The sequence below is a fragment of the Arenibacter hampyeongensis genome, assembly GCF_002909255.1.
Taxonomy (GTDB): Bacteria; Bacteroidota; Bacteroidia; order Flavobacteriales; family Flavobacteriaceae; genus Arenibacter; species Arenibacter hampyeongensis.
The window spans coordinates 797836-820088 of record NZ_PIOB01000001.1; the positions used below are offsets into that span (position 1 = coordinate 797836).

Annotated in this window: 10 protein-coding genes; 1 reads left to right on the forward strand and 9 read right to left on the reverse strand. The window is 39.3% G+C overall.

Annotated features, from left to right (window positions below):
• Positions 1 to 15 precede the first annotated feature (15 nt).
• Complete coding sequence (locus tag CWD91_RS03195) at positions 16 to 1254, forward strand: multiheme c-type cytochrome (protein WP_103439478.1); 1239 nt, start codon at positions 16 to 18, stop codon at positions 1252 to 1254.
• A 48-nt stretch (positions 1255 to 1302) separates the two neighbouring features.
• Here CWD91_RS03195 and CWD91_RS03200 read toward each other — a convergent pair whose 3' ends face one another.
• The 9 genes from CWD91_RS03200 to CWD91_RS03240 all read right to left on the reverse strand — a co-directional run bounded on the left by CWD91_RS03200 (position 1303) and on the right by CWD91_RS03240 (position 22232).
• Positions 1303 to 6954 (reverse strand): T9SS type A sorting domain-containing protein, encoded by a 5652-nt coding sequence (locus CWD91_RS03200; RefSeq protein ID WP_192877626.1) that lies wholly within the window; start codon positions 6952 to 6954, stop codon positions 1303 to 1305.
• 102 nt (positions 6955 to 7056) lie between these two features.
• Positions 7057 to 9114 carry a fibronectin type III domain-containing protein gene (locus CWD91_RS03205; protein ID WP_103439480.1) on the reverse strand — a complete coding sequence of 686 codons (2058 nt, stop codon included), beginning with the start codon at positions 9112 to 9114 and terminating at the stop codon, positions 7057 to 7059.
• Between the two features lie 32 nt (positions 9115 to 9146).
• Positions 9147 to 14162: a hypothetical protein gene (locus CWD91_RS03210; protein ID WP_103439481.1), complete on the reverse strand. Its 5016-nt coding sequence runs from the start codon at positions 14160 to 14162 to the stop codon at positions 9147 to 9149.
• A complete protein-coding gene (locus CWD91_RS03215; RefSeq protein WP_157943706.1) occupies positions 14159 to 14785 on the reverse strand; it encodes a hypothetical protein in 627 nt (208 codons plus the stop codon). The genes CWD91_RS03210 and CWD91_RS03215 overlap by 4 nt, the downstream gene beginning before the upstream one ends.
• Before the next feature lie 253 nt (positions 14786 to 15038).
• Positions 15039 to 15383, reverse strand: a complete 345-nt coding sequence (locus CWD91_RS03220) for a hypothetical protein (RefSeq protein WP_103439483.1) — start codon at positions 15381 to 15383, stop codon at positions 15039 to 15041.
• A 194-nt stretch (positions 15384 to 15577) separates the two neighbouring features.
• Positions 15578 to 16150 (reverse strand): REP-associated tyrosine transposase, encoded by a 573-nt coding sequence (locus tag CWD91_RS03225; RefSeq protein ID WP_103439484.1) that lies wholly within the window; start codon positions 16148 to 16150, stop codon positions 15578 to 15580.
• A 218-nt stretch (positions 16151 to 16368) separates the two neighbouring features.
• A complete protein-coding gene (locus CWD91_RS03230) occupies positions 16369 to 16713 on the reverse strand; it encodes a hypothetical protein (protein ID WP_103439485.1) in 345 nt (114 codons plus the stop codon).
• Positions 16714 to 16827: 114 nt separating this feature from the next.
• Positions 16828 to 17391, reverse strand: coding sequence for a hypothetical protein (locus CWD91_RS03235; protein ID WP_103439486.1), 564 nt, complete (start codon positions 17389 to 17391; stop codon positions 16828 to 16830).
• A complete protein-coding gene (locus tag CWD91_RS03240) occupies positions 17391 to 22232 on the reverse strand; it encodes an ADP-ribosyltransferase domain-containing protein (protein WP_103439487.1) in 4842 nt (1613 codons plus the stop codon). The genes CWD91_RS03235 and CWD91_RS03240 overlap by 1 nt, the downstream gene beginning before the upstream one ends.
• Positions 22233 to 22253 lie beyond the last annotated feature (21 nt).

Sequence of the window (22253 nt, forward strand, 5' to 3'; positions counted from 1 at the left end):
GGTGTAGGGTTTCATATGGCTACAATCAATAGAAAGTTCTTTAAGAATTCCATAATGGTCATAATGCTGTTGGGCCTTGCCACTTTTGTATATTATTGCAAGAATGTGAAAACGGAATCGGATTATTATAATCCCCAGACTTTGGCAACCCATGACAATGGGGAGCATTTTGTAGGTTCTAAAACTTGTATGGAGTGCCATGCCGATATTTACAATACCCATTTAGAGACAGCACATTTTAATAGTGGATCCATGGCGGATTCATCCAATATTAAGGGTAGTTTCAAGGAAGGTTCCAATATATTGGACCTGAAGTCTGTAGAGTTTGTAATGAGGTCGGATGGGGAGTACTTTTATCAGCATACCAGGATTAAAAATAGGAGTACAGAGATTCCACCCTCAAAATTTGATATTGTAATTGGATCAGGTGTCAGGGGACAGTCCTATCTCACTTGGGACAAGGACGATTTATATCAATTACAGGCTTCTTATTATACCCCTACGGACAGCTGGGTGAACAGTCCGGGATATCCAACCTATTACGATGAGCCAAGGCCCATAAGGGATGCCTGTCTAAAATGCCATATCACCTATGCCAAAACTGTGGAAACATCCCCTAATGGAAACCGTTTTGACAGGTCGCAGATGATTTATGGAATAGATTGTGAACGCTGCCATGGTCCGTCTGCCAAGCATGTCGTGTATCACAGGGAGAATCCTGAAGCAATAGAGTCTAAATTTACCTTAAAAATTGAAGACCTTTCGCGACAACAGCGTTTGGATTTATGTGCCCAATGCCATTCTGGGCCAAGAAACATAGTGTTGAAGGGGAATTCCTTTTCCTACGCCACGGGAGAAGATTTGAAACAATATACCAAAAATGTGGATAATGAAAGTTCTGAACGTAAATTGGATGTCCACGGAAACCAATATGGGCTGCTAACCAGAAGTGAATGTTTTAAGCAGACGGCAACAATGGACTGTAGTACCTGTCATGATCCCCATAGGAAGGAGAGGGGGAATACCGCTTATTTTAATGGTAAATGCATTGGCTGTCACAATGATGGTGCAAAGATGTGTTCCAATAAAGCCCATGGCAGTGATATAATGACAAGTAATTGCATTACATGTCATATGCCCACCACCCCTTCCCAAGCAATGATGGTGCAATTAACCAAGGATAGTCTTGAAACCTCCTTTAATATAAGGACTCATTTGATCGGTATTTATGAACAGGAATTGTGGCGGGATTAAATAGTCTTTTTATGCCAAAACAAGTGATGTGGACAGACTATTGATTCGCTATTTCAGGATTACTTTCCGTAGCGAATTTCCATAGGGGGTTTCGAGCAGTACGGCATATACCCCCGATGGAAGACCGGAGATATCAAAGGGAATGGAATAAGAGGCTTCTCCCCTGTCTTTTTTAGAGGCCATAAAGGCGTTGTTGGCAAAGTTGAATATTTTAATGCTGATATTTCCCCGTTCCGAAAGAGCTATATCGGCTGTAAATTTCCCATCTGTGGGATTGGGATAAATAATAAAATCTTGGATAAGCTTTCTCGGATCTGCCTGCCCATCGCCTTCAGTTAATACTTCATTCTCTATGACCAGTACTTTTTTGGTCTGATTTGCGAAACATTCACCAATCCGCGTCATGATTCCTATTTCGTATTCACCAGGTGTATTGAATACCATTTCGGCCTCATCCGAATCTTGCTTTAGAATAGTTGCACCTTCAGGCAATATCCATTCTTGTGTTTCCGGCAGTGGATAGCTAATATCAACAGCGATAAGTGACTCCCCAACAAATACTTGGCTAGAAACTGCAAATTCTGCGTTTATTTCATCATCAGAGACATCAACAAAAACACTTCCTGTTGCTGAGCACCCATTTTGGTTGGAAACTATTACGGAATAATTGCCACTTTCATTAATAGTAACGCTTGGTTTCGAACTGGAAAATCCATTATCGGAAGTCCAGTTGTAAGTAGCATTGGTATGGTCTACAGTTGCATTCAACACTAATTCCTGTCCTGCACAAAGGGTCCTATCCTGGCCCAGATTGACTTCTAAAGGAATCGGTTCCTCAACTACATAAGTTCTGGTTAAAGCGCCATTTCCAAAACCATTGATAATTACCGAATAATTACCTGGAGCCAGATTTGTAATATTGTTTGTTGAGGCTCCATTATTCCAACTATAGGTAAATGTTCCATTACCTTGATTTACAACTATTTCTATACTGCCATCATTTTCTCCTGAACAGCTAGGTTGTGTGATTGTCTCCTGCACTATATCAGGTTGAGCCACTTCATAGATTTCGGTAGCCGTACATCCATTGGCATCGGTAATCAAAACTTCATACGAATCGGTGGCTAAATTGGAGATAGTAGATTGATCTCCCATATTCTGGCCATCCGAGATTCTGGTCCATGCGATAGTATAGGGCTCGGAACCTCCAGAAATCTCCAAGGCAATGCTTCCGTCATTGGCTTGATATTCACTAACATCCATCAAGGTTGTATCGACAATCTGTAAGGGATCAGCAGGAGTTCCCACAATATAAGTGCTTTCCGCCAGACAACCATTGTCATCAAAAATTAGTACGGAATATTCCCCAGCTGCAATATTGGATAGATCTTCCGTAACCGCACCATTACTCCATTCATAGGTATATGGTAATGTTCCCCCTTGTACCGAAATAGCAATGCTTCCGGTTTCCGCTCCGTTGCAGAGAACATCAGTAATACTATTCTCCGTTATTTCCAATAGATCTGGTTGGTCAATGATAACCGATGTCGCATCAACGTTAATGGTATTTGTATCGGTAACCCTTACAAAATAGGCTCCTGCCGTTAGATTTCCGATAATTTCAGTATCCTCTACAAGCTGTATATCGTTTCCATTTTCTGTTCTAAACCATTCAAAGGTATAAGGCGCTACACCGCCTTGCACGTTGGCAGTGATTTCGGCAAAGTCATCATCGTTACATTCCAAGAATACGGTTTGGTTTAGCGACACAATGAGTTGCCCTGGTTCAGCTATGGTAATAGGCTGCTGGGAGACCAAGATACAACCAGCGCCATTGTTGAGGGCATAGTTTTCATCGATAATGGTTACGAGATAATCGCCGCCAGGAAGGTTTTCCAATACATTACTGTTTATTGGCGTAAAGTTTGTAGGCCCTGTCCAACTATAGGATAAAGTTCCTGTTCCTCCAAATGCCGTTATAGTTATGGCACCATCCGCTGCATTTGCAGCAGAAAGTGGTTGTTGTAGGTCGATGACGAAACTTAACTCCTGGGGTTCATTGATCATTACTGGATTAGGAGATATGAAATCGCAATTATTACTATCCCTTACATAGGCTGTAAAGTTACCTTGGGCCAAGCCATTAAAGATAGGGGAGTTCCGATAGGTAATGCCATCCAGGGAATAGGTATAGTCGCCTGTTCCACCAAGGGCCTCTATTTGAATACTGCCACTAACACCTTCAAAACAGCTTATATCCGTAGTGATTACATTGGTAATACTAAGTGCTTCTGTGGGTTGGTTGATTATAATTGGGGCCGATGAGGTCGTTGTATTGATATCGGTAACGGTCAACATATAACCTCCGGCTACAATACCAGAAATATTTGGCCCATCGGTACCATTGCCTATTAAAATCTGGCTTCCATCAGCAAAGGTCCATTCATAGGTAATGGTCCCCTCCCCGGTTACCGTTGTGGCAATGCTTCCGCTTGCTTCGCCAAAACAGCTTACATCAGTGGGAGTAATATTGTTAATTGACAATGGTCCAGGTTCTGGCAAGAAAAAGGTTTGGGAATGATAGCAACCGTCTATACCACCCAGATTCCCTGGAGAGGTGATTTCCACAGTGTAGTTACCAGTTACTAATACATCAATATCCTTAGTGGTTCTTGGGATGGTAATTCCAGGTCCGGTCCAACTGTAGGCATAAGGTTCTGTTCCTCCTGACACCTCAAGGATAATGCTGCCATCTGAACCTCCGGTAGATGAAACGTCTGAAATGGTTTCAGTTACTGAAATTTGTAATGGTTCAATAATTTCTACTGTGGTAGTGAATTCACATAAGTTATAATCACGAATAGTAACTACATAAGTTCTTGGGGCTAAATCATTAAAAGTATCACTTACTTGAAATCCGAAGCCACCATCAATGGCATATTCATAAGGAGCAGTGCCTCCCAGAGCGGTAATCTGTATATTCCCGTCATTACCACCATAACAAGAAACTACAGTAGATACTACTGTTGCATCCAAGGTCTCCAGAGGTTCTGTTATGGTAACGGTATCGGTAACTTCCGGATCCCCAGAGGCATCTGTTAGCCTAAGGAAATAAATGCCCTCGGCCAAATTAGCAATAGTCGCGGCATTTGGTGATGTTATGGGCTGCCCATCCTGTCGTTCCCAAATGTAATTGAATGGCGCTACACCAGTCACCACTGCGGTTATACTGCCTGTTGCCTGGCCCCTACAAAGAACGGGCGTTGGGGTAAGACTTGTAATTCCTAATGGCCCCGGCTGGTCTATTACAATTGGAGGGTTACTAAGAGGCGAGCAGTCATTGACATCGGTAATTTGGGCAATGTATTCCCCGGCTTCCAAATTAACAAGATTGGTACTCGTAGATCCGGTTGAAAGTGTAAAAGGCTGACCTTCCCTGGTCCAAGTAATTGTATATGGATCGGCGGGTTCGGAAAATGGTGTTCCTCCAACTATGGTAAGCGTTATACTTCCTTGGTTTCCACCATTTGTAGTTGCGTTTTGGGTAGTGGTTGAGACTGTAAGTTCATCCGGTTCCGATATCAATATGCCCAGGACTGGGTCTGACTCGCAATTATTCTGGTTTCTTATATAAATATCATAGAAGCCTCCGCGAGTTATTGGAATTGTGCCATTATTAAGTGGGGTCCAAGGGCCAAAAAAATCCAATTTGTATTCGTAGCTTGAGCCTCCGGAGGCAGTCACCGATATGCTTCCATCATGAGCCCCTAAACAGCTAATATTATTTGGGGTGGCAGAATTTATTATAACCTCTTCAGGGGTATTTAAGGTGATGGTGGTACTGTCGTAACCTGAGGGGTCATCAAATTCGGTAAAGCCAGTTGAAGCGACCTTTAGAATATATTCTCCAGGCTCGGATAGGTTGTTTAGAGAGATTGTTTGATTTCCTGTGGTTTGAATGGGTGACACTACCCCGTTAATTGTCCATTGGTAGTTATAATTAAGCACCCCTCCAGAAATCGTTATGGTTATACTTCCATCATTTCCATTTGGACATACTATTTGATTTAACTGCTGATCAGCTATCTGTGGGGGAGGGATTGTCGTAACTGCAATATTTTCAGAAGTGAGATTACAACCGTTACTGTCTGTTATAGTTATCCTGTAGGTGCCAATTCCTAATTCTTGAAATTCAACTGTTTTGTTTAGACTGCTCTGGATTAAATTTGGGTTTGCAATAGTTTCAAATTCGAGGGTAGTTTCATTTTCCTTGACCAATCCAAAAGTATAATTGGGTGTTCCCCCGTTATATAATATACTAATGACCCCATCATTCGAGTTGCTTGATGAAGTAATGCCAGGGTTGGGATCTTCAAAACTTAGACTTGGCGGTGCTGTAATTGTAATCTGTTCAGAGGGTAGACTTAAACAACCAGTTGGACTGCGCGCTAAAAAGGTATAATTGCCGGGTTCTAGATTAAAAAATGTGGGATTTGAATCCCAGCTATTATCATCTCCTTGAATACCATATTCCAAGGATATATTTTCATTGGTAGGGAATCCTCCGCCCTGTCCAACTAACGTAACAGACCCTTTTTCTCCAGCACAACTGGGCTGTGTAATGTTCTGTGGAGGGATGGAAATTGAAATTTCACTTGGCCTAGAAATTCTAAAAGTATTGGGCGTTATCCCTCCGCTTTTAATTTCAACGGGATTTTTAGAATAGTCTACTTCTTGATAAACTATGAAATAATCGGCATAATTTAAAGTAGAGCCGTTAGAAGCGATACTGCTTCCACTCAAATCAGTTGCAGTTCCACTGTACCCATTTGCATTTGAAGTAAGCGTCAATAATGGATCAGATATAGTCTGCTTGGTGGTTCCAGGAAAAGTTGGGTCATTGGCCTTAAGTTCAGTTTCGTTTGGATTTCCTGGATGTGTACCTTGGTAAAGAAAATAACGCATTAGAAAACCTTCGGCTACATCATCTTCGAAAGTTAAAGTAACGCTGCCGTCATTGTCACCATGGCAGGTTTCGTTATAAGTTATTGTTAATTCGGGGATAAGGTTTGGGGAACAATCTATGATGTCATATGTAACTATGCCCCCCACATAATCCGAAGGAATTTGAGATTGAAATTCTGCTTTTCTAATTTTTATGTAAATCTGTCCATCTGGATTTAGTCCTGGAATATTGGAAGGTGTAAAACTAAAGTTTGTGTCATGCTCACCATAGGGCAATAATTCTTTATAGAGGCCGATATTTGATAATGAATATTCTATTGCATATTTAATTTTACCTAAACTGCAGGAAGTTGTTTCTTCAAAAAAATCAATACTTTGAGGCTTACAAAATGGACTAGGAGAACTCTGGTTAGTTACTGACTTAAAGGCACCAAGCTTTACAAATGCAATTCCAGCTGTTAAATCAGTGCAATCATCTATGTATCTTTCTGTAAAAGCAAGATAAGGGCTGCATACATCTCCCAAATCAATATATTTTGTCGTCGCAAGGTTGCAAAAAGGATTATTGATTCCTGCCCTGCCATAACGTAATTCAATCCTGTCTAAATTATAATCTGATGAAAAATAGATTTGGCTATTATCGTAAAATGTTGAGCCATAATGAAAAAAGTAGGAATTATTTCCGTCGGCTAATTCATAAATTAAATTACCTGAAGTGTTAGTGCCATATGACATATTTACATTTTGATGAATATAGTACCAATTTTGACCCTCAACTTGAGTATAAATGAATAAAAACAAAATGATTAAAAAATATTTATTGGTTTTCCTCATAACCTAATACTTTAAATTAATCTTTGATATTAAAGATGTGCGACCACCATTAAGGACCAATTGCAGTCCGTAATTGTAATTGGTGTTCACTTCAAGGTCAACATCATTAAAACCCTTGCTTGTCCCTTCCAAAGTTTTATACAACTTTAAAGGGTGATTATCGGTGCCTCGATACAGTCGGTATTCCAAAACATGAAAATTCTTGACTTTCCATGTTAGGTTAATAAATCGCAATTCGCGATTTACGGTTCCTGAGAACTTTACATCCTCATCTGTAACCGCCTTTCCGTTCCATGTAACCGAAACTGGTTTGGCAGGTGTACTTTCCAATCCAACCGAATCTATGGCCACTACGGTATAATAGAATACATTCGGATCTTGCAGTGTAACATCATAAAAAGTGGAATCTTGTAATGACTTGGATTCAAATAATTTCTCCCATTGGATATCATGTTCCCCTCCAGTTTTTCGATATACTATATGGGAGCTAATATCGGGACTGCTACTGGGAACCCAATAAATTCTAATCCCGTCAGAAGTCACTACATAATTGTTCAGAATTGGGGTAGAGGGCGGAATAATATCCGGTTTGTCCATGATCAATACCTCCGAAAATTTTGAACGATTAAAGCGCTGGTCCTCTGCCAATATCTTATAGTATATTTTTTTATTTAAATTGGCTATTGATAATGTATCCGTATAGTTTTCGTGTTTAAAAGTAGTCTGTGTGACTTCACTAAACTCCGCCTGTGGATTATTTGACCTGTAGATTCGATATCCTCCCAAATCTTCTTCCAGATTTTTTGACCAAGATAATTTAACGACTCCAGTAGTATCCATTGTTCCTATAAGGCCAATTGGGTTAGTGGGAGGTAGGGAATCAACAGGTTGGACCAAGGTGGAATAAGATTCGCTTTCCAACTTATTTTTTCCCATAGCAACAATGGTAAAATAATTTACCCTGTCCAAACCTTCATAGGTTATTTCCCTTGCCGTATTTGGAATATTATCTACTACTGTTAGAAAAGGACCTTTGTTGTTGTTCGCCTTGCGCAGTTGAAACTTATCAATTAAGCTGTTATCTTCTTCCTTAAATTCCCACCGGAGAATTACCTTATTATCAGTAGGCAGTTCTTTTTGATAAATTCGGGGAACAAAACCCAATGTTTCTTCCGCCTTACCCTCTACTATTTCAGAACTTGGTCCAGTTTCCCCAAAAGCAGTTTTACCTATAACGCGATAATAGAAATTCGTGTTATTGGGTATCGAATCCATATAGAACATTGATATTTCGGAGGCTTCCTTGGGTTGTTGGGCATTGAATATAGGGACCCCGTTTAAGGGCTCAAAAGAAATATTGTCTCGAGATCTTTCAATTTGGTAATTGGAATATACATGTTGTAGCAAATTGAAGTTCCATCTCAATGTAACTTTTTTATCAGTAAAGACACCAGCTAAACCTATAGGTTTCGGAAGGGCTTCGTGCATATCTGGGCTAGCATATACCGTTCCATTGTTAGTGGGAATATTACTTTGTTGTGGAAACGCTACCGATACAGAATAAACATATTTTTCGCCAGCAATAACCGAAGGGTCCTCTATGGCCCAGCCCGCCAATTTGGAAGCCTCATAGTTTTGTTCTGCAGCTACCAAGGCAATAGTAAAACGCTGTTCCAATTCATCGTTTATAGCATAGACAGCACCCATCTGATTTCCAGGAGGACTAACTTCAAAGGTGTCACCATATAAAGCCTGGGCCAATATAGCTACATTCTGATCTTGTAAGGCCAGTGCTTCCCATTCTTCCAAAGGTTTTGGTCTTAGTGGTTGTGTAACTAATTGTTTCCTTTCTATGGGTACCACAGCCTCGCCGTTCCTTGAAATGGTTGCTCTTTCTATCCAAAAACCTAATTCATTGGCATTCTTCCATGCCAAGGGCTGGTCCACTGCCCATCGCAATATTACCTTGTTGGGCAAGGAGCGAGCTATAACCTTGACCGAAGCGGTATCTTGAGCCCAGAGGCTTGAGGTTAATAAGAGTAATATAACGAGTCCTTTCACTGTTTATTAGTTTTTTTTCAATGAGTTGTGAGCTAGTCGTTCACATATTTTATTTCATATCCTTTTTGATAAATATCACCTGGTGTTCGGTAAATCAGCTGTGCCTTAAAATTACCTAGGGGCAAGGGAGGAAAGGGGCTTTCAATTAAATATTTGTACCTTTCATACTGAGAAATATTGCCATCACTTCCATAATATCTATTTAGGATTTTATCTCTTAAATAGACCATATCCACTTTATACTGATACGGTAAATTATATACAAAGGGAATTCTGTTTTTTACCCATGATGAATTAGGGTTGTTCTCTAGATTAGCCAAATATTCATTGCCTATATAAAAGGAACGGACAGGGGGTAATCCAAGTAGAGCTTCGTCCCGATTCACACTAATGTCACCATCAAGAGGGTAATTTTCATAAATAAGAGGGTATATTTTCTTTTTATAATAGGAATCGTCCAATATTGCTTGGGGGTATACCAAGGGTTTCGAATTGGTATATTTTCCTCCCAAGACTTCTAATTTTTCCAAATATTCATAGTCGGCCACCTTAACGGATAAGGAATGAACATCTGCAAAGATGTAGTTAGTAAGGTTATTGGTAACCGTTAATTCCTTCACTTTATCCTTAAAGCTAGGATACTTGCTAGTTTTGAAGCCATAATTCAAAATGGATTTGGGTGCTCCGTTGGAAATGGTAATATTGGCAGCTTTTTTGTTGGAAACTACGGCACTACCGGAGACGTTTCTCGTATCTTGGTTTCCGGTGGAAGGGTCAAACCAATTTGTATCCCCACTTTCTTGATCGGCAAGGGTTTCTGTATTTTCTATAATTATTTCGGTCTTAATATCCGACCCTGGTGGGAAAGTCAGCAAATTTATATTGTAATTGGAATTTAGGGACATGCCTTCTGGCACTTCATAAAATACCATTGCTTTTGATTTGTCGTAAGACAAATTTGTTCGGATGCCCTTATTATTAACAGTAGAAACAAACTCTGCCCTTGTTTTAAATCCGCTGTCGAAGAGATAATTCTGGGGAGTTTTCATTTTAACATATCCCTTGTTATATTCTTCCGGATAAAAACTTTGTTGATCAATGACGGGATACATATAGGCTATATTTTCCAATGGAATATAATCCGGGGCACGATCTGTTTTAAAAGTGATTTCTTTTTTTTCTATAACTGGTTTGCCATTTTCAACCATAGTTTGGTAACTACCCCCTATTTTTTCATCAAAGCTAACTTCGACCACCACCTTAACTTCCTTTTCGGAGGGTAGGGTTTCAGTTGGTTTAAAAGTTACGGCATCATTTGTATCGTTCCATTCCAAATCTCCTTTCAGTTGTTCTCCTTCCGAAGTAACGGTAAAGTTCTTCAATCGTAATTTGAAAGTACGGACCCCATCATCAAACTCAACCTTAAAATCTGAATTGGCGGCATAATTGAAAACTGCTTGTGGAGCGGTAAAAACCGAAATATTGTCGCTATTATCCTTGGGTGTCACATCCGATATCATGGGAACACCCACTGCATTATTAATATTTTCCAGCTCACATTCCTCACCCACTTCAACTTTTAATCGCAATCGACCAGAAACGAGTCCGCCTAAAATTTTGTAGTACATACCTACATAGCCTTGAAAATAAGCCGGATTGGGAAATTGACCCCGTAACATTGCGGCAACACCTGCCTCAGCGATAGGGAATTTACCCTTGATGAAGGCCAGGTCTACCTTCACTCCAAATTCTCCATATAGATAGGCATAAACTTGCCCCATAGAGTACCATCCATTGTTTCCAATGGGGCCTGGACGACCTACACATTTTGCATTCGGGTAGTAAGCGTGCATGACGTCAAAGCCTGCTCCCAGCTCTACAAAGGCGTAGAAAATTAAATAATCAAAATTATAGCCATAACCAAAATTTAGTCCAAATGCAAAACCTTTGCCCGATTGTAGCTGGTTTTCTTGACGATTGCTGTTGAGCATATCATCCCCTAAAATTTTAACGACCATTGGATGGGGATCCAATTGCGAAGGCAGTTGTGTGCCCGTCATAAAATAGCCCCCTATCCGAAGTTGTACTCCTACCTGAAACAAAAGTTCTATTCTTTTTTGAGGAGTACCAATATAAATGTACCAATCCTCAGGACCTGTGTGCATTTTGGCATATCCTGCAAGGTTGTTTTCCCCGCCGCCTTTAACGCCCTCCAAATCCAGATATAGTTCAAACTCACCATCAAAGGTCTGGTTTACAAAATCTTTTTCAATGCCCACATAGACACCGATTTTTCCGGAGGCTGCAACATCGTGGACGGGAATTGATTCTTTGGCCAGTCCCATAAAGTTGCCATATTTGGACAGTTGATCTGCTATTCCTTTATTATTCTCTACAAAATCGTTTACCTTTTCAAATGTTTTGTTTAAGGCACCAAAATCCGAGCTGTCAAGGCCACCACTAGTCTTGTCGCCCATGAAGGCACCTTCTCCAGTAAAGCCTATTCTATTTAATCCACCATGACTGTTGAAAGCCATATCCAAATAAGCCTTTCCACTAAAAGTATCCGAATTTTGAGTGCTTATATCCACTCCGGCACGAACGCTTAAACCATAATCCAAATTTGGACGGTATACGGCTGAAGATGGCGAAAAACCATCCTCATTACCGCGAATCTTTTTCATACGATAGGATATACCTCCTACCATAGAATTGATTATAAATTTTGTACTACTTTTTTCGTCGTTTTTGGCCCAAACATCCACGTTCCAATATCTAAAATCTTTCACTCCAAAAATGGCTTTACCCTTTACTTCTATGTTGACACTTTTAATGGTTGCCGTAACATTACCGCGAAATCCATCACCATACCAACTGTGGTCTTCCATTATTTCCAAGCCTCCTTTTATGGTGATTCCACTTTTTTCATAATCAATATCAATTCCATTCACCTTAACCCTTTCAAATTGCCATTTCTGTATTTTAGCACCGTCCTCCAATTTCCCCATTACTTGCATACTAGTCGTGGCATGGGATCCTTCACCGTCCAAATTAATTTTTAGGTCAAAAGAAAGTCCAACTTGGTTGCTGGGTGTAACCAGCTCTAATTTTTCCACGGAAGCCGGGAAATTCATCAGCCTCATTTCACCCTCAAATCCAAAGCTTTTGGCACTGATGGGTTTTTCGCCCGGTTCTGTTTCCAACTTTAATCCCTCGAAAACAATACCCGGAAAACTAAATCCTTTGCCACTATTTGTGGCCGTTTCTGCGGAGGGCGACTCCTCTCCTTCTTTTTGGCCAATTTTGCCAACTATGGACAGTTGTCCGGATAGGTTGGCAGAAGGATATACATTGCCGTCTTTTATATCTATGGCTACACTGGAATTTTTCTCCAATTGCATTTCACCCAAAAAAACGGGAGTTTTATAATTGCTGTTTAAGCCAACTGCCAGACCGTAGCCGTCTTGTTGTATATATCCAGTATAGTCCATTGGCTTCTCAAAAATAGGCACGGCAATATCCCCCGCAATGGATCCTCCGGTCAGGGAATTTCTGGAGAGTGAAAGGCTCACATCGGCAATAGTAAAGGCCCATTTACCGGCAGACCCATCCCCAGTCTTCAAAACATTTTCGGCAAAGAAGGTGCCCGATACCCCTTGACTATCCAATATGAGATTCTCTGCCCCAAATTGTACCCTTTTGTCGGATGTGTTGGTATTTTCAATTCCCTTGGGTAACATAATACTTAGTTCCTTGGCATAAAATCCACGCCAAAGGTTTCGCTCCCCATGCACCAATACCTCGCTGTAATCTTTTGGGAACTTTATCCCAGATACATTGCGACTGTCACTTAAGTCCAATACCACCTGTTTTATATTAAATCCCCAACCTTTTAATCCCCTAACTTCAAATTGGGGGAGTGACACATCTACCAATAGGTCGTTCCAACCATTGGCTTTAACGCTAAAGGATGCCCCTACATAGCACTTGTTGTTTACAACATCAGAATCCTTAAGGTATTTATTGTCCTTACTCTCACCACATACATAATTTCCACCACTGGTAATGGGAAGGAGAATGTTTCTTGAAATCCTTAGGTCGGCCTCCAATCCAATGGACTTTAGCCCGGCACAGTCGAACTCCACGAAGGATTGGTCTCCAAAGGCCCCATTTTCAAGGTCTATTCCTCCTTTCAGGGTAAGTAGCCAGTTGTCACCATAAAGGGGAATGGCCTGGTCGCCCAAAAGCACTAATTTCATATCACCCAAAAGAGCCCCGTCATGGGAGAGTTTAATGCCTTCACCCCCAAAATATATTTCACGACTAGGTTCTCCGTTGTTTCCTTTGACGGGAATGATCATTTTTGCCCAGGCCTTGAATTCTGCATATTGTGGTGTAAATTTTACTTGGGTAATGGCCAGTTCTACCCGGTTGCCAGAGGTCGAGTCTTTTTTACTTAGTCCAACCGGGAGCTCCAATAATTCCTTTCCTGTAATAATATCGACAAAATTGCCCAATTCCTTTACCGCCTCAAAAGCTCTTATGGCCTGGGCCACCAAGGTGTCCGCTTTGGGATTTCTGGAAAAATTAGTAGAAATATAATCTGAGGTAAACTCAGGTTTAAGGTTGGCAAAGGAAACATTGAAATCTTCTTTTTGTACTAGTTTTTGGTCAAGTGAGGGAAAGGAGCGGAAGGCTTTTTCTACTTCTGTAGTTGCCATTGAGCTATTGTGCCTTCGGCTACGCTCAGGCAACGTTGGTATAGGGAAAACGGATCTTTCACCAGCATTGTCCATTCTTGCCATGGCCATCTGCTGTAATTGGGCCAAATGATTTGGGTCTACTTTCTTAAGTTTGGTGGTGTCTTTTGCTTTTGAAAGTAGAGAGTCTTTTGAGATAATAATAATGGTTTCAGAAAGACACACCCCGGCTTCGCCACCCCTACTTCGACTGGGCTCAGCACAGGTCTCAAGAGGCGAGTTGGTTGGGTCTGCCCAAAGCAGGCTGCACCAAAAAGATAGGATGATATTTATGTGGATTCTTTTCATATTTCTGAATCTTTATTTTCTGATTTAAAACCTCTAAGTACATATTTAAACCCTTCAAGTTTTGCAGCTATTAAACTGGTAATCTCAAGTGTTTCACCAGTTTTTTGAAAATGTTCTATATGAAGTTTTACCGAACCTACAACAAGCCATATGCCAAATAAACCTATGACACTGAAAACTAAGGTTAGCAAAAAATATAAAGCCCTTTCGATTATTGATATTTTTTTGCCCTTTAAAAAAAGGTCGTTAATTTTAATTTTCTCAATACTTTTATTTTGATAGGTAACCTCTACCGTACTATATTTTTCAAGTTGGTCATTACTAAAAGATAGCGGAATTATTTTTCTTATGTTGTCTTCTTTTAAAACACCCAATTGAAACAGAAATATTTCTATTTTTTTATGTTCTTGATCAGGTATATAAAAATTCTTTATATATGTCGTTGCACTATCGAACCTAACAAGCAATTTTAGATATCGTTTGTCAAACGAATTACCATTTGGTAAATAGGTAAGATTGAACTCAAGTAAGGGGTTTAATGAAACAAACACATCTTGTTTTTGAGCTTTACTATAAAATTCCGGTACAAGCATGAATAGTATGCCAAGCGTTACGCCTATCATAAAACCAAATGTTACTATGTAGTTTAAAGTTTTCACTTTTCTAAGAACTGTGTTTTTTAAAGTTATAATTCATTTTCGGCTAATTGTTTCTTTATTTTTACTCCTGCCCCTCTTTCTCTGGACGGCACGAGCCTGTCTTCCGCAGGCAGTAGTGAAGCTTGCGCTTGCGAGGTTTTGGTATAGGTGGCTTTTTCTCCTGATAAAATATTATTAGAAGTAAAAAAAATAAATAATTTAGTTGTTTTAAAAGCATTTATTCTTGGATCAATTTTTGAACTTCTGAGACAAAAGAATAAATTTTCTCTTTTAAATAACCATTTGCTTCAAGAAGTCTATCATCAATCGATAAAATCTCTAAGTTTGCAGGCTGAAAGTTTGGTTTTTCAAATTGATTCAAGTCATTAATTAGGGTGGAATAGATTCTATCATTTAATAGAAATTTTTCTTGAATGTGTTTTATTTTTTCAGCTTTACTTTTTGAGCTAAAATTTGATGAATACTGGTCCAATTTCCATTCAGGTAAACTTTCTAACTTTTCTTTTGATTCAGCATGTAATTCACTTAGATATTTTTCATATAACTTTTTTAATTTGTCCATGGTGCAGAAGTTATGCTTTTAGTTATTGATGATATATTTTGCTGATTTTGGGCAAAACTGATAATTACTTGTTCTTCGCCTCCTTTTAAATAAAAACTAGTTGTATTACTAGAGGCTGGTTGTTTGGCAGCTCTCACCGCTAGCGCGAGCGTCACGCTCGTGCCCATATGCCTGATTATTTATAACATCGTCCTTCATAGTTCCATCATTCCCAAATGCAAACCTTCATTATCTATTTTTAAAACCGAGTGGTCATCCTCATAGTTCCTTGCACTACTGTATTTCCAATCCACTGGGTCCGTAACAAATCCTTGTTCTACGGGGTTGTTGTGGATATAATCTATTTTTTGTTTTATAACTTTTCCACTCCATAGTTCAATAGGTTTATTATGCTGTTGCCAAAATTGTCTTCTACTCACATTGCTGTTTTTTTTACCCGCTCGCTCCATCATTGATAGTAGCCACTCTTTTCTGCTTTCTTGTCGATTTTCTTGGATTGCTTTAATCATTTTTCTTGCGGTAAAACCTTTAAAATCCCTTAAAAGTTCCGAAGGATTATCATTCCCGGACCTAAAAATCAAATGAACGTGGCTTGGCATAAAACAATAGGCAAAGACTTCCATCCCTTTTTCTGCTCTACAATATTCTACAGCTTTTTCTAAAATTGAAAAATAAATCTGTCTCGTAAACACATCCATCCAATACACGGTTGCGAAGCTTACGAAGTAGGCTGCTGAGGGGTTTTGGAATTTGTATTTTCTGCTCATTCTTTTTTATTGACTACTATTTTTTTTTCTGATCTTGAGCCGTTCTGCTCACTGTTGACGGCACGAGCGAGACGCTCGCGCTAGCGGGGGGGTTTTGGAATTTGTATTTTCTGCTCATTCTTTTTTATTGACTACTATTTTTTTTCTGCTCTTGAACCGTTCTGCTCACTATTGACGGCACGAGCCTGCCTGGCCGTCAGACAGGCGTGACGCTCGCGCTAGCGGGGGAGTTGGTTATCACTTAAATAAGCATTTAGTTCCTCTCTGATTTCATAAATTCCAATACTTACTTCTCTAAAATTTTCATTAAGGTTGTCGTTATTAAATCCCTCCACACCTCTGGTCACTGAATTAAAACCATTATCTAATAGTTTAAGAAGTTTGTTTTGTGGTTTTTCCATATATTTATTAAGAGTAATTTTCATATTTCTTATGGTATTTAAACCATAAGAAGCACCCGCCCCATAACTACTGATATCAATTTGTGATGTATTATCTAGAGTATATTCAAAAAAGCATTCTAACTCTAGGAGTTTATTTTCTATTCTTTTTAGATTTACCATTTGGCTTTTGTGGATTTAACTGTTAACCGAAAATTTGAATCTTGTTTTTCTATATAATTGATGTATAGTTGCTCGGCGCCACCTGGGAGACGCTCGCGCTAGCGGGGAATTATCTTAATGGGCTAGTTCCAAAAACATCTGATAGAGTTCTTCAATTTTTTGATTTACTTCTGGTTGTTTATAAACTTTTAAACTGGGTATTTTGTTAGGTTGTATCATTTCTTTGTAACTCCTAAATGCCTCATTAATTTCTAACTTAGTAGGAAATATTATTTTCTTCTTATATGGAGATGCATCAATTATCTCCATTTGATTTTCGCAAAATAGGAGTAAATCTTCTGTGAGGTGTTTTTGCTCATTGTTGATTTTATAACTCGCAGCTTGGATATAAGGGATTACTTCTCTTATTTTTGAGTATAAATTAATTTCGTGCAATGGCTGGGAGACGTCAAAACTTTCTTCACGATATTTAGCTATTTGAAGAATTCGATTTGATTGTTTGTTATCTTCCTCGGCCAATCCCCAATCGAAAGCTCTCCTGATTTCCTGCACAATTTCAAGTCTCATTTCCATTTTTTCCTTTTCTCTTGCATTTGCAATTTCCATTTCTTTTCTTAAATGTTTTTTTAAATTGACGATAACAGAATCGATATACTTTAATATTTGTTTATCTTTCATTAGTCTATTAGTTTTAGAGTTATTTTAGTAAAGGGATTTTTTTGGGAGAATGACGGATCATTAATAGGAAAATCGTCAACAATATTGATCACCTTAAAGTTTTGACCACTCAACAATAATACTTCCATTTCGCCAGGAAGACAGGATATTTTGCATATGTTAGAACCATTTGCATTTATTATTTCCAAAACAACATCATACCCATAGCGATAGCTGAACCTATATGCTGCAATTTCAATGCTTGTAGAAGTAGATTTAAAATCTTTAAAAATTATATTATCCCCTATTTTCCAGTTGTTAATGTTTTTAACTTCTTCTCCTGTAATGCCCCTATACACTTGATTATGAAAACTGTTGGAAAGTTTAGATAATCCTGAACTTAATAGTTCATTTAATGCCTTGTTATAATCGTCCAACTTACCATCTCTTAATTGAGAATTTAGGTCATAATGAATCTTAACTCCCTTTCTCGACATATCACTTGTATATACTTTAATAGCAGTCAATTCGTCGATTGACAGGTTTGGGAACTTAGAGGTTAGTTCACTGGATATAACCTCTGTTCTTTGTGTAATAACAAAAGTATCATTTAGAAATATCGATAAGTTGGAACTGGGATTATCCAATATTTCAGCCCATTTGGAATATCCTCCAGAATGCATAATATCTTGGACTATATCATCTACACTCTTTCGCAGGTTATTATCAAGATATTTGCTCAGCAGTTTGAGTTCTCCGTTTTTTCCAATCCTAATGGTGCCATCCACATTGACCCTTCTCAATACTTCCCAGGCCTCTAGTAATTTGGGATTATTGGCAACAGCCTTTGCAAAGTCAATATTGGCTAAATCCGTATCTAGAACTTTAAAAACTGTTTCATCAAATTTCAATTTTTTTATGATTTCTCCTATTTGTTTGGTAGCGTTGTCGGAGAATTTCAATAACGAATAGTTTCCAGTACCAATTTTTATTATTTTACCAATGTTTTTAACACTTGTGACATATACAAGAGGTATGGTGGATGCAAAAGAGATAGCTGCATTTTGCCCGTCTCCTTCCCATGTGTACCATGCACCGTTTATGGCATCAAAGAGTTCACCTGCAACTGGTGTCATACCTGCTGTATCCAATAATAAATGTCCAGCTTCGGAAGAATAAAGCTTACCGAAAAGATATTTAAGGTCTTCGGTGGTATTCACATCATAAAAGGGTTCTTTTATCAACTGCCATAATCCATTGCCCTTGTTATATTGATATGTTTGAACTTGACCATTTTCACCATCAGCAATAGTGTATATATATGCCAAACCTCCATTTGTAGATTGCGACAATCTTAAAAACCCACCACTTCCGTAGTAATTATAGTAACCAAAAATGTACTCCGTAAATGAGGAATAATCAATTTTGCGAAGGCATGTTTCGTAGTTTTGATCTTGTATTTTTAAAAGATCTGCAGGCCCATCAAAATCCCATTTGGTAACAAGAGGCCCAGTCCCCGTTTTATTAATATCAATGGGAATAAATTTACCTTCGAACATTAAGTGGGAGCAGCCCAAGCCACTATCTATAGATCTTACTATTATATTATTATTGTCCGGAAGTTCCGGAAACTGATATGGCTCATCTTCCTTTGCCCTTTTATATCCTGTAAAATTAGATTCTCGATTGTATCCAAGATAAATTCCTTTAGCAGGCCCATCTGGAATTGAGAAACTAGCTAAAACTCCATAAGCCGTTATAGGTTTGCTTTTAACTTTATAAAATGCAGGAATTGCCTCCTTAGGCAATGCAACAGGTATGCCAGCGGGGGAAACATATACTAAAGAGTTATTCTTATTTGAAACATTATCGATTTGTATTAAATCGGTGTGTTCGAAAGCTATATCTGAGGAGGTAATATCCCCATCCTCATCATCTTGGAAAACATAAAACTTCAACTTAGGATTGTGTAATTGTTTCCAGTCCATATGACTGAGCAGCGAACCGTTGGCATAGTCCATCAGCCATCCGGTTTTGCCTTCGATCTCCTTTCCATATAGATCAAAAGGATGTTGTAGTGCAAAAACCCCGTGACCAATTTCATGAGCTATGGTTTTAGCTAACTCTCCTTTACCCTCTTCATCGGCATTTTGATTGTCGTTACTGGTAAATACAAAACCAAACTGTCGTTGTAAAGGCATAAATCCGCCTATAGGTTTGGAAGGTTTGACTCCGCTACCAAAAACAAATACATAGTATTTATTAATATTGTAATCGATTTTATTTTTGAGGTCTGCAATGACTGCTTGTTGTTCGGCATTGTAATTGGTAAGCCAACCACTATCGCCAATATCCAAACGGGCATTATCTCCCAATACTGCTAGGTCTAGTTCGGCACTCGCGGTCTGCGTTTCTATGTTAATCGTTGCAACTCCCTTTTTAAAGATTTTAGCTACCTCATTTGCCAATCCGTTCACGTTCCCTCCGCTCACGGAAACTAAAACAACATCTACGGGTCTGTCCGTCAAATGCCAAAGGGTAAAGGCCCCGGCGGTTAGTTGTTTGGTCCTGTCCGCTTTGGAGGGCACTACGGCATAGATGATTTCATTCTCGAAAGTGTAACGACCTTTGAGGGTTAGCCGAATAGTATTACTGCCTCTAATTTCAACAGGGATTTTTTCACCCTGTTTTGTTTTAAATACAATACTATCCAATACATATTGGTTGCTGCCTGTTTGTTCTATTATGGCATCAACATAAGCTGTCTGGCCTTTTTCAACGGCCTGATGAGCCAAAGTGTAATTATTACCACCGGCATCTAGTATGGTGGTGTATTCCTTTTTTATACTGGCATTTGCGGTACTAGGTATCTCGTCAAAACCAAAATCGCCCGGCACTTCTTTGAATATAATCTGGATATCTTTTGCCGTTAAGCGTTCCAGTTGCCCGTTCGTGGATATGCCTTCCACATTGTTGGAAGTTACAGCACCTCCAGCATCAATCTGACCTCCTTCTCTAATCTCGCCGCTGGCATCAATATGATAGACCTGGCCTTCACCATCAACGACTACCTTGTCATCACCCAAAGGTTCCGAAATAGAGGCTCCATTTTCCGGATTGGTTATGGTCACCATTCCGTCCTTTATTTTAATGTAATTTCCAACACTGTCTCTTGGAATCATAAAGTTGACCCGCATTTCATCAAGGTCATTATCTCCTTCGAAAGGTTCGGCAACTAAATCACTTATGGTATCCATCGTCTCCACTACCTCATCCACATCCAGAATACTCGCTAAGTTGGGGTCATAGACCGTAACCACGGTACCCTCGGACATTTGCTTATCGGTATTGATCAGCACATTGGTAAATTTTACGCCTACTCTTATACTATTCAAATAAGGGATGGTGACATAGCCTTTGCCCGTAAACCGTCCGTTACTTCCACTAACCTCCAAAACATGTATAGGGAAATCTCCGGCTACAAAACTTTCTCCTGTACTTAATTTAGGTAGAGGTTCTTTATTCGTCAGGCTAAAATTGGGGGTTATGCCACATTGGTATACACTGGCTTCATTATCGGCTAAAAAGGTGGTGAACTGCTTGGTCACACTCCATTCGCTACCTGTAACAACACATTTTTTCTGCAATTGGTATTCATAGGTTGCACCTGCTTTTAGGTCCCAAAGGGTAAGCTGGTTAGTAGTGGTCTTGGAAAGAAACCATTCGGCATCTTGTACATTTTTTTGCCGATACCGAACCGTAAATTCGGGCACTTCGGTCGTAAAATCATCCCAAAAAATATTGGCATTGGTGCTGCCTTTTACTTCATGGTTTATACCTACTGGCAAATCGCATGACCCTGCATAGCTAAAAGAGAAAATTTCACTATATCCCTGATTTTTAAATAGTCCAATTTCTTCGGCACCCTGTTTGGCTTTTGCTTGTATCCGCCAAGCATAGTTTTTGCCAGATAGCAAAAGAGGGTCGGACGGACCATATACGTAGGTGGTGGAGGTAGTGGTAGTTTGAAAAACGGGAGGGGAACTTAAAAAAGCGGCTTGCGGGTCTATTTGGGTGTCCCAAATCTCTACCAAGCTTAGCTCATATTCCACATTGCTAACGTTAATACTTCTGGGTGTCCATTGAAATACAATGTTTTGCGGATTGTTCTCGGCAACAAGGGTCTTGTTCCTTGGGGATATTAGAAAAGGAGGTTCGTTCTGGAAGACTACACTTATGGCACAGCTTTTTTGGGAAAGGCGGTTGCCGGTAAGAACTTCATACACCTCATAACAAAACTGATATGCCCCTTCGGGAATAACTTGTCCATAGACATTGGGCGAAATACCCGTAATATTTTCAAAGCGAAAATATGGCGCCAATTCTACGTTGGTCAATACCAGGGGAACACCGCCTTCTAAAAACAAGGGACTTGAGCCAACTACTACATCATTGCTCTGGAATGAAATTCCATTTCCTTGAAAATAGGCCTTTAGCCGTATTTCACGATTGTTGATTTCTAAATCGTTTAGTATAATTTGAAGCCGTAACGGGCTGTTTGTTGTACTGGCATCGGCATATTGCGAAAAGTATATGGGCGGTGGTGGGGCTACCTGGGGAATTAATTGTACAGGAAAAGATTGTGCGCTAGCCAGTAAGCAGTTGGCTATTAACAGAAGCCACAAGAAAACCCTCCCAAATCCACTACATTTTAGGGCTAAAATTTTATAAGGGTCAAAGGAATTATTTTTGGCAAAAGAAATATATATTATATGCCATATGTTCGCACACCACCTTTTAAAGGGATAATCCCCTTTAAAAACGGAAAAAATAAAAACATACAATCGTAATAGTTTTGCCATACAATATTAATATCCGGTTGG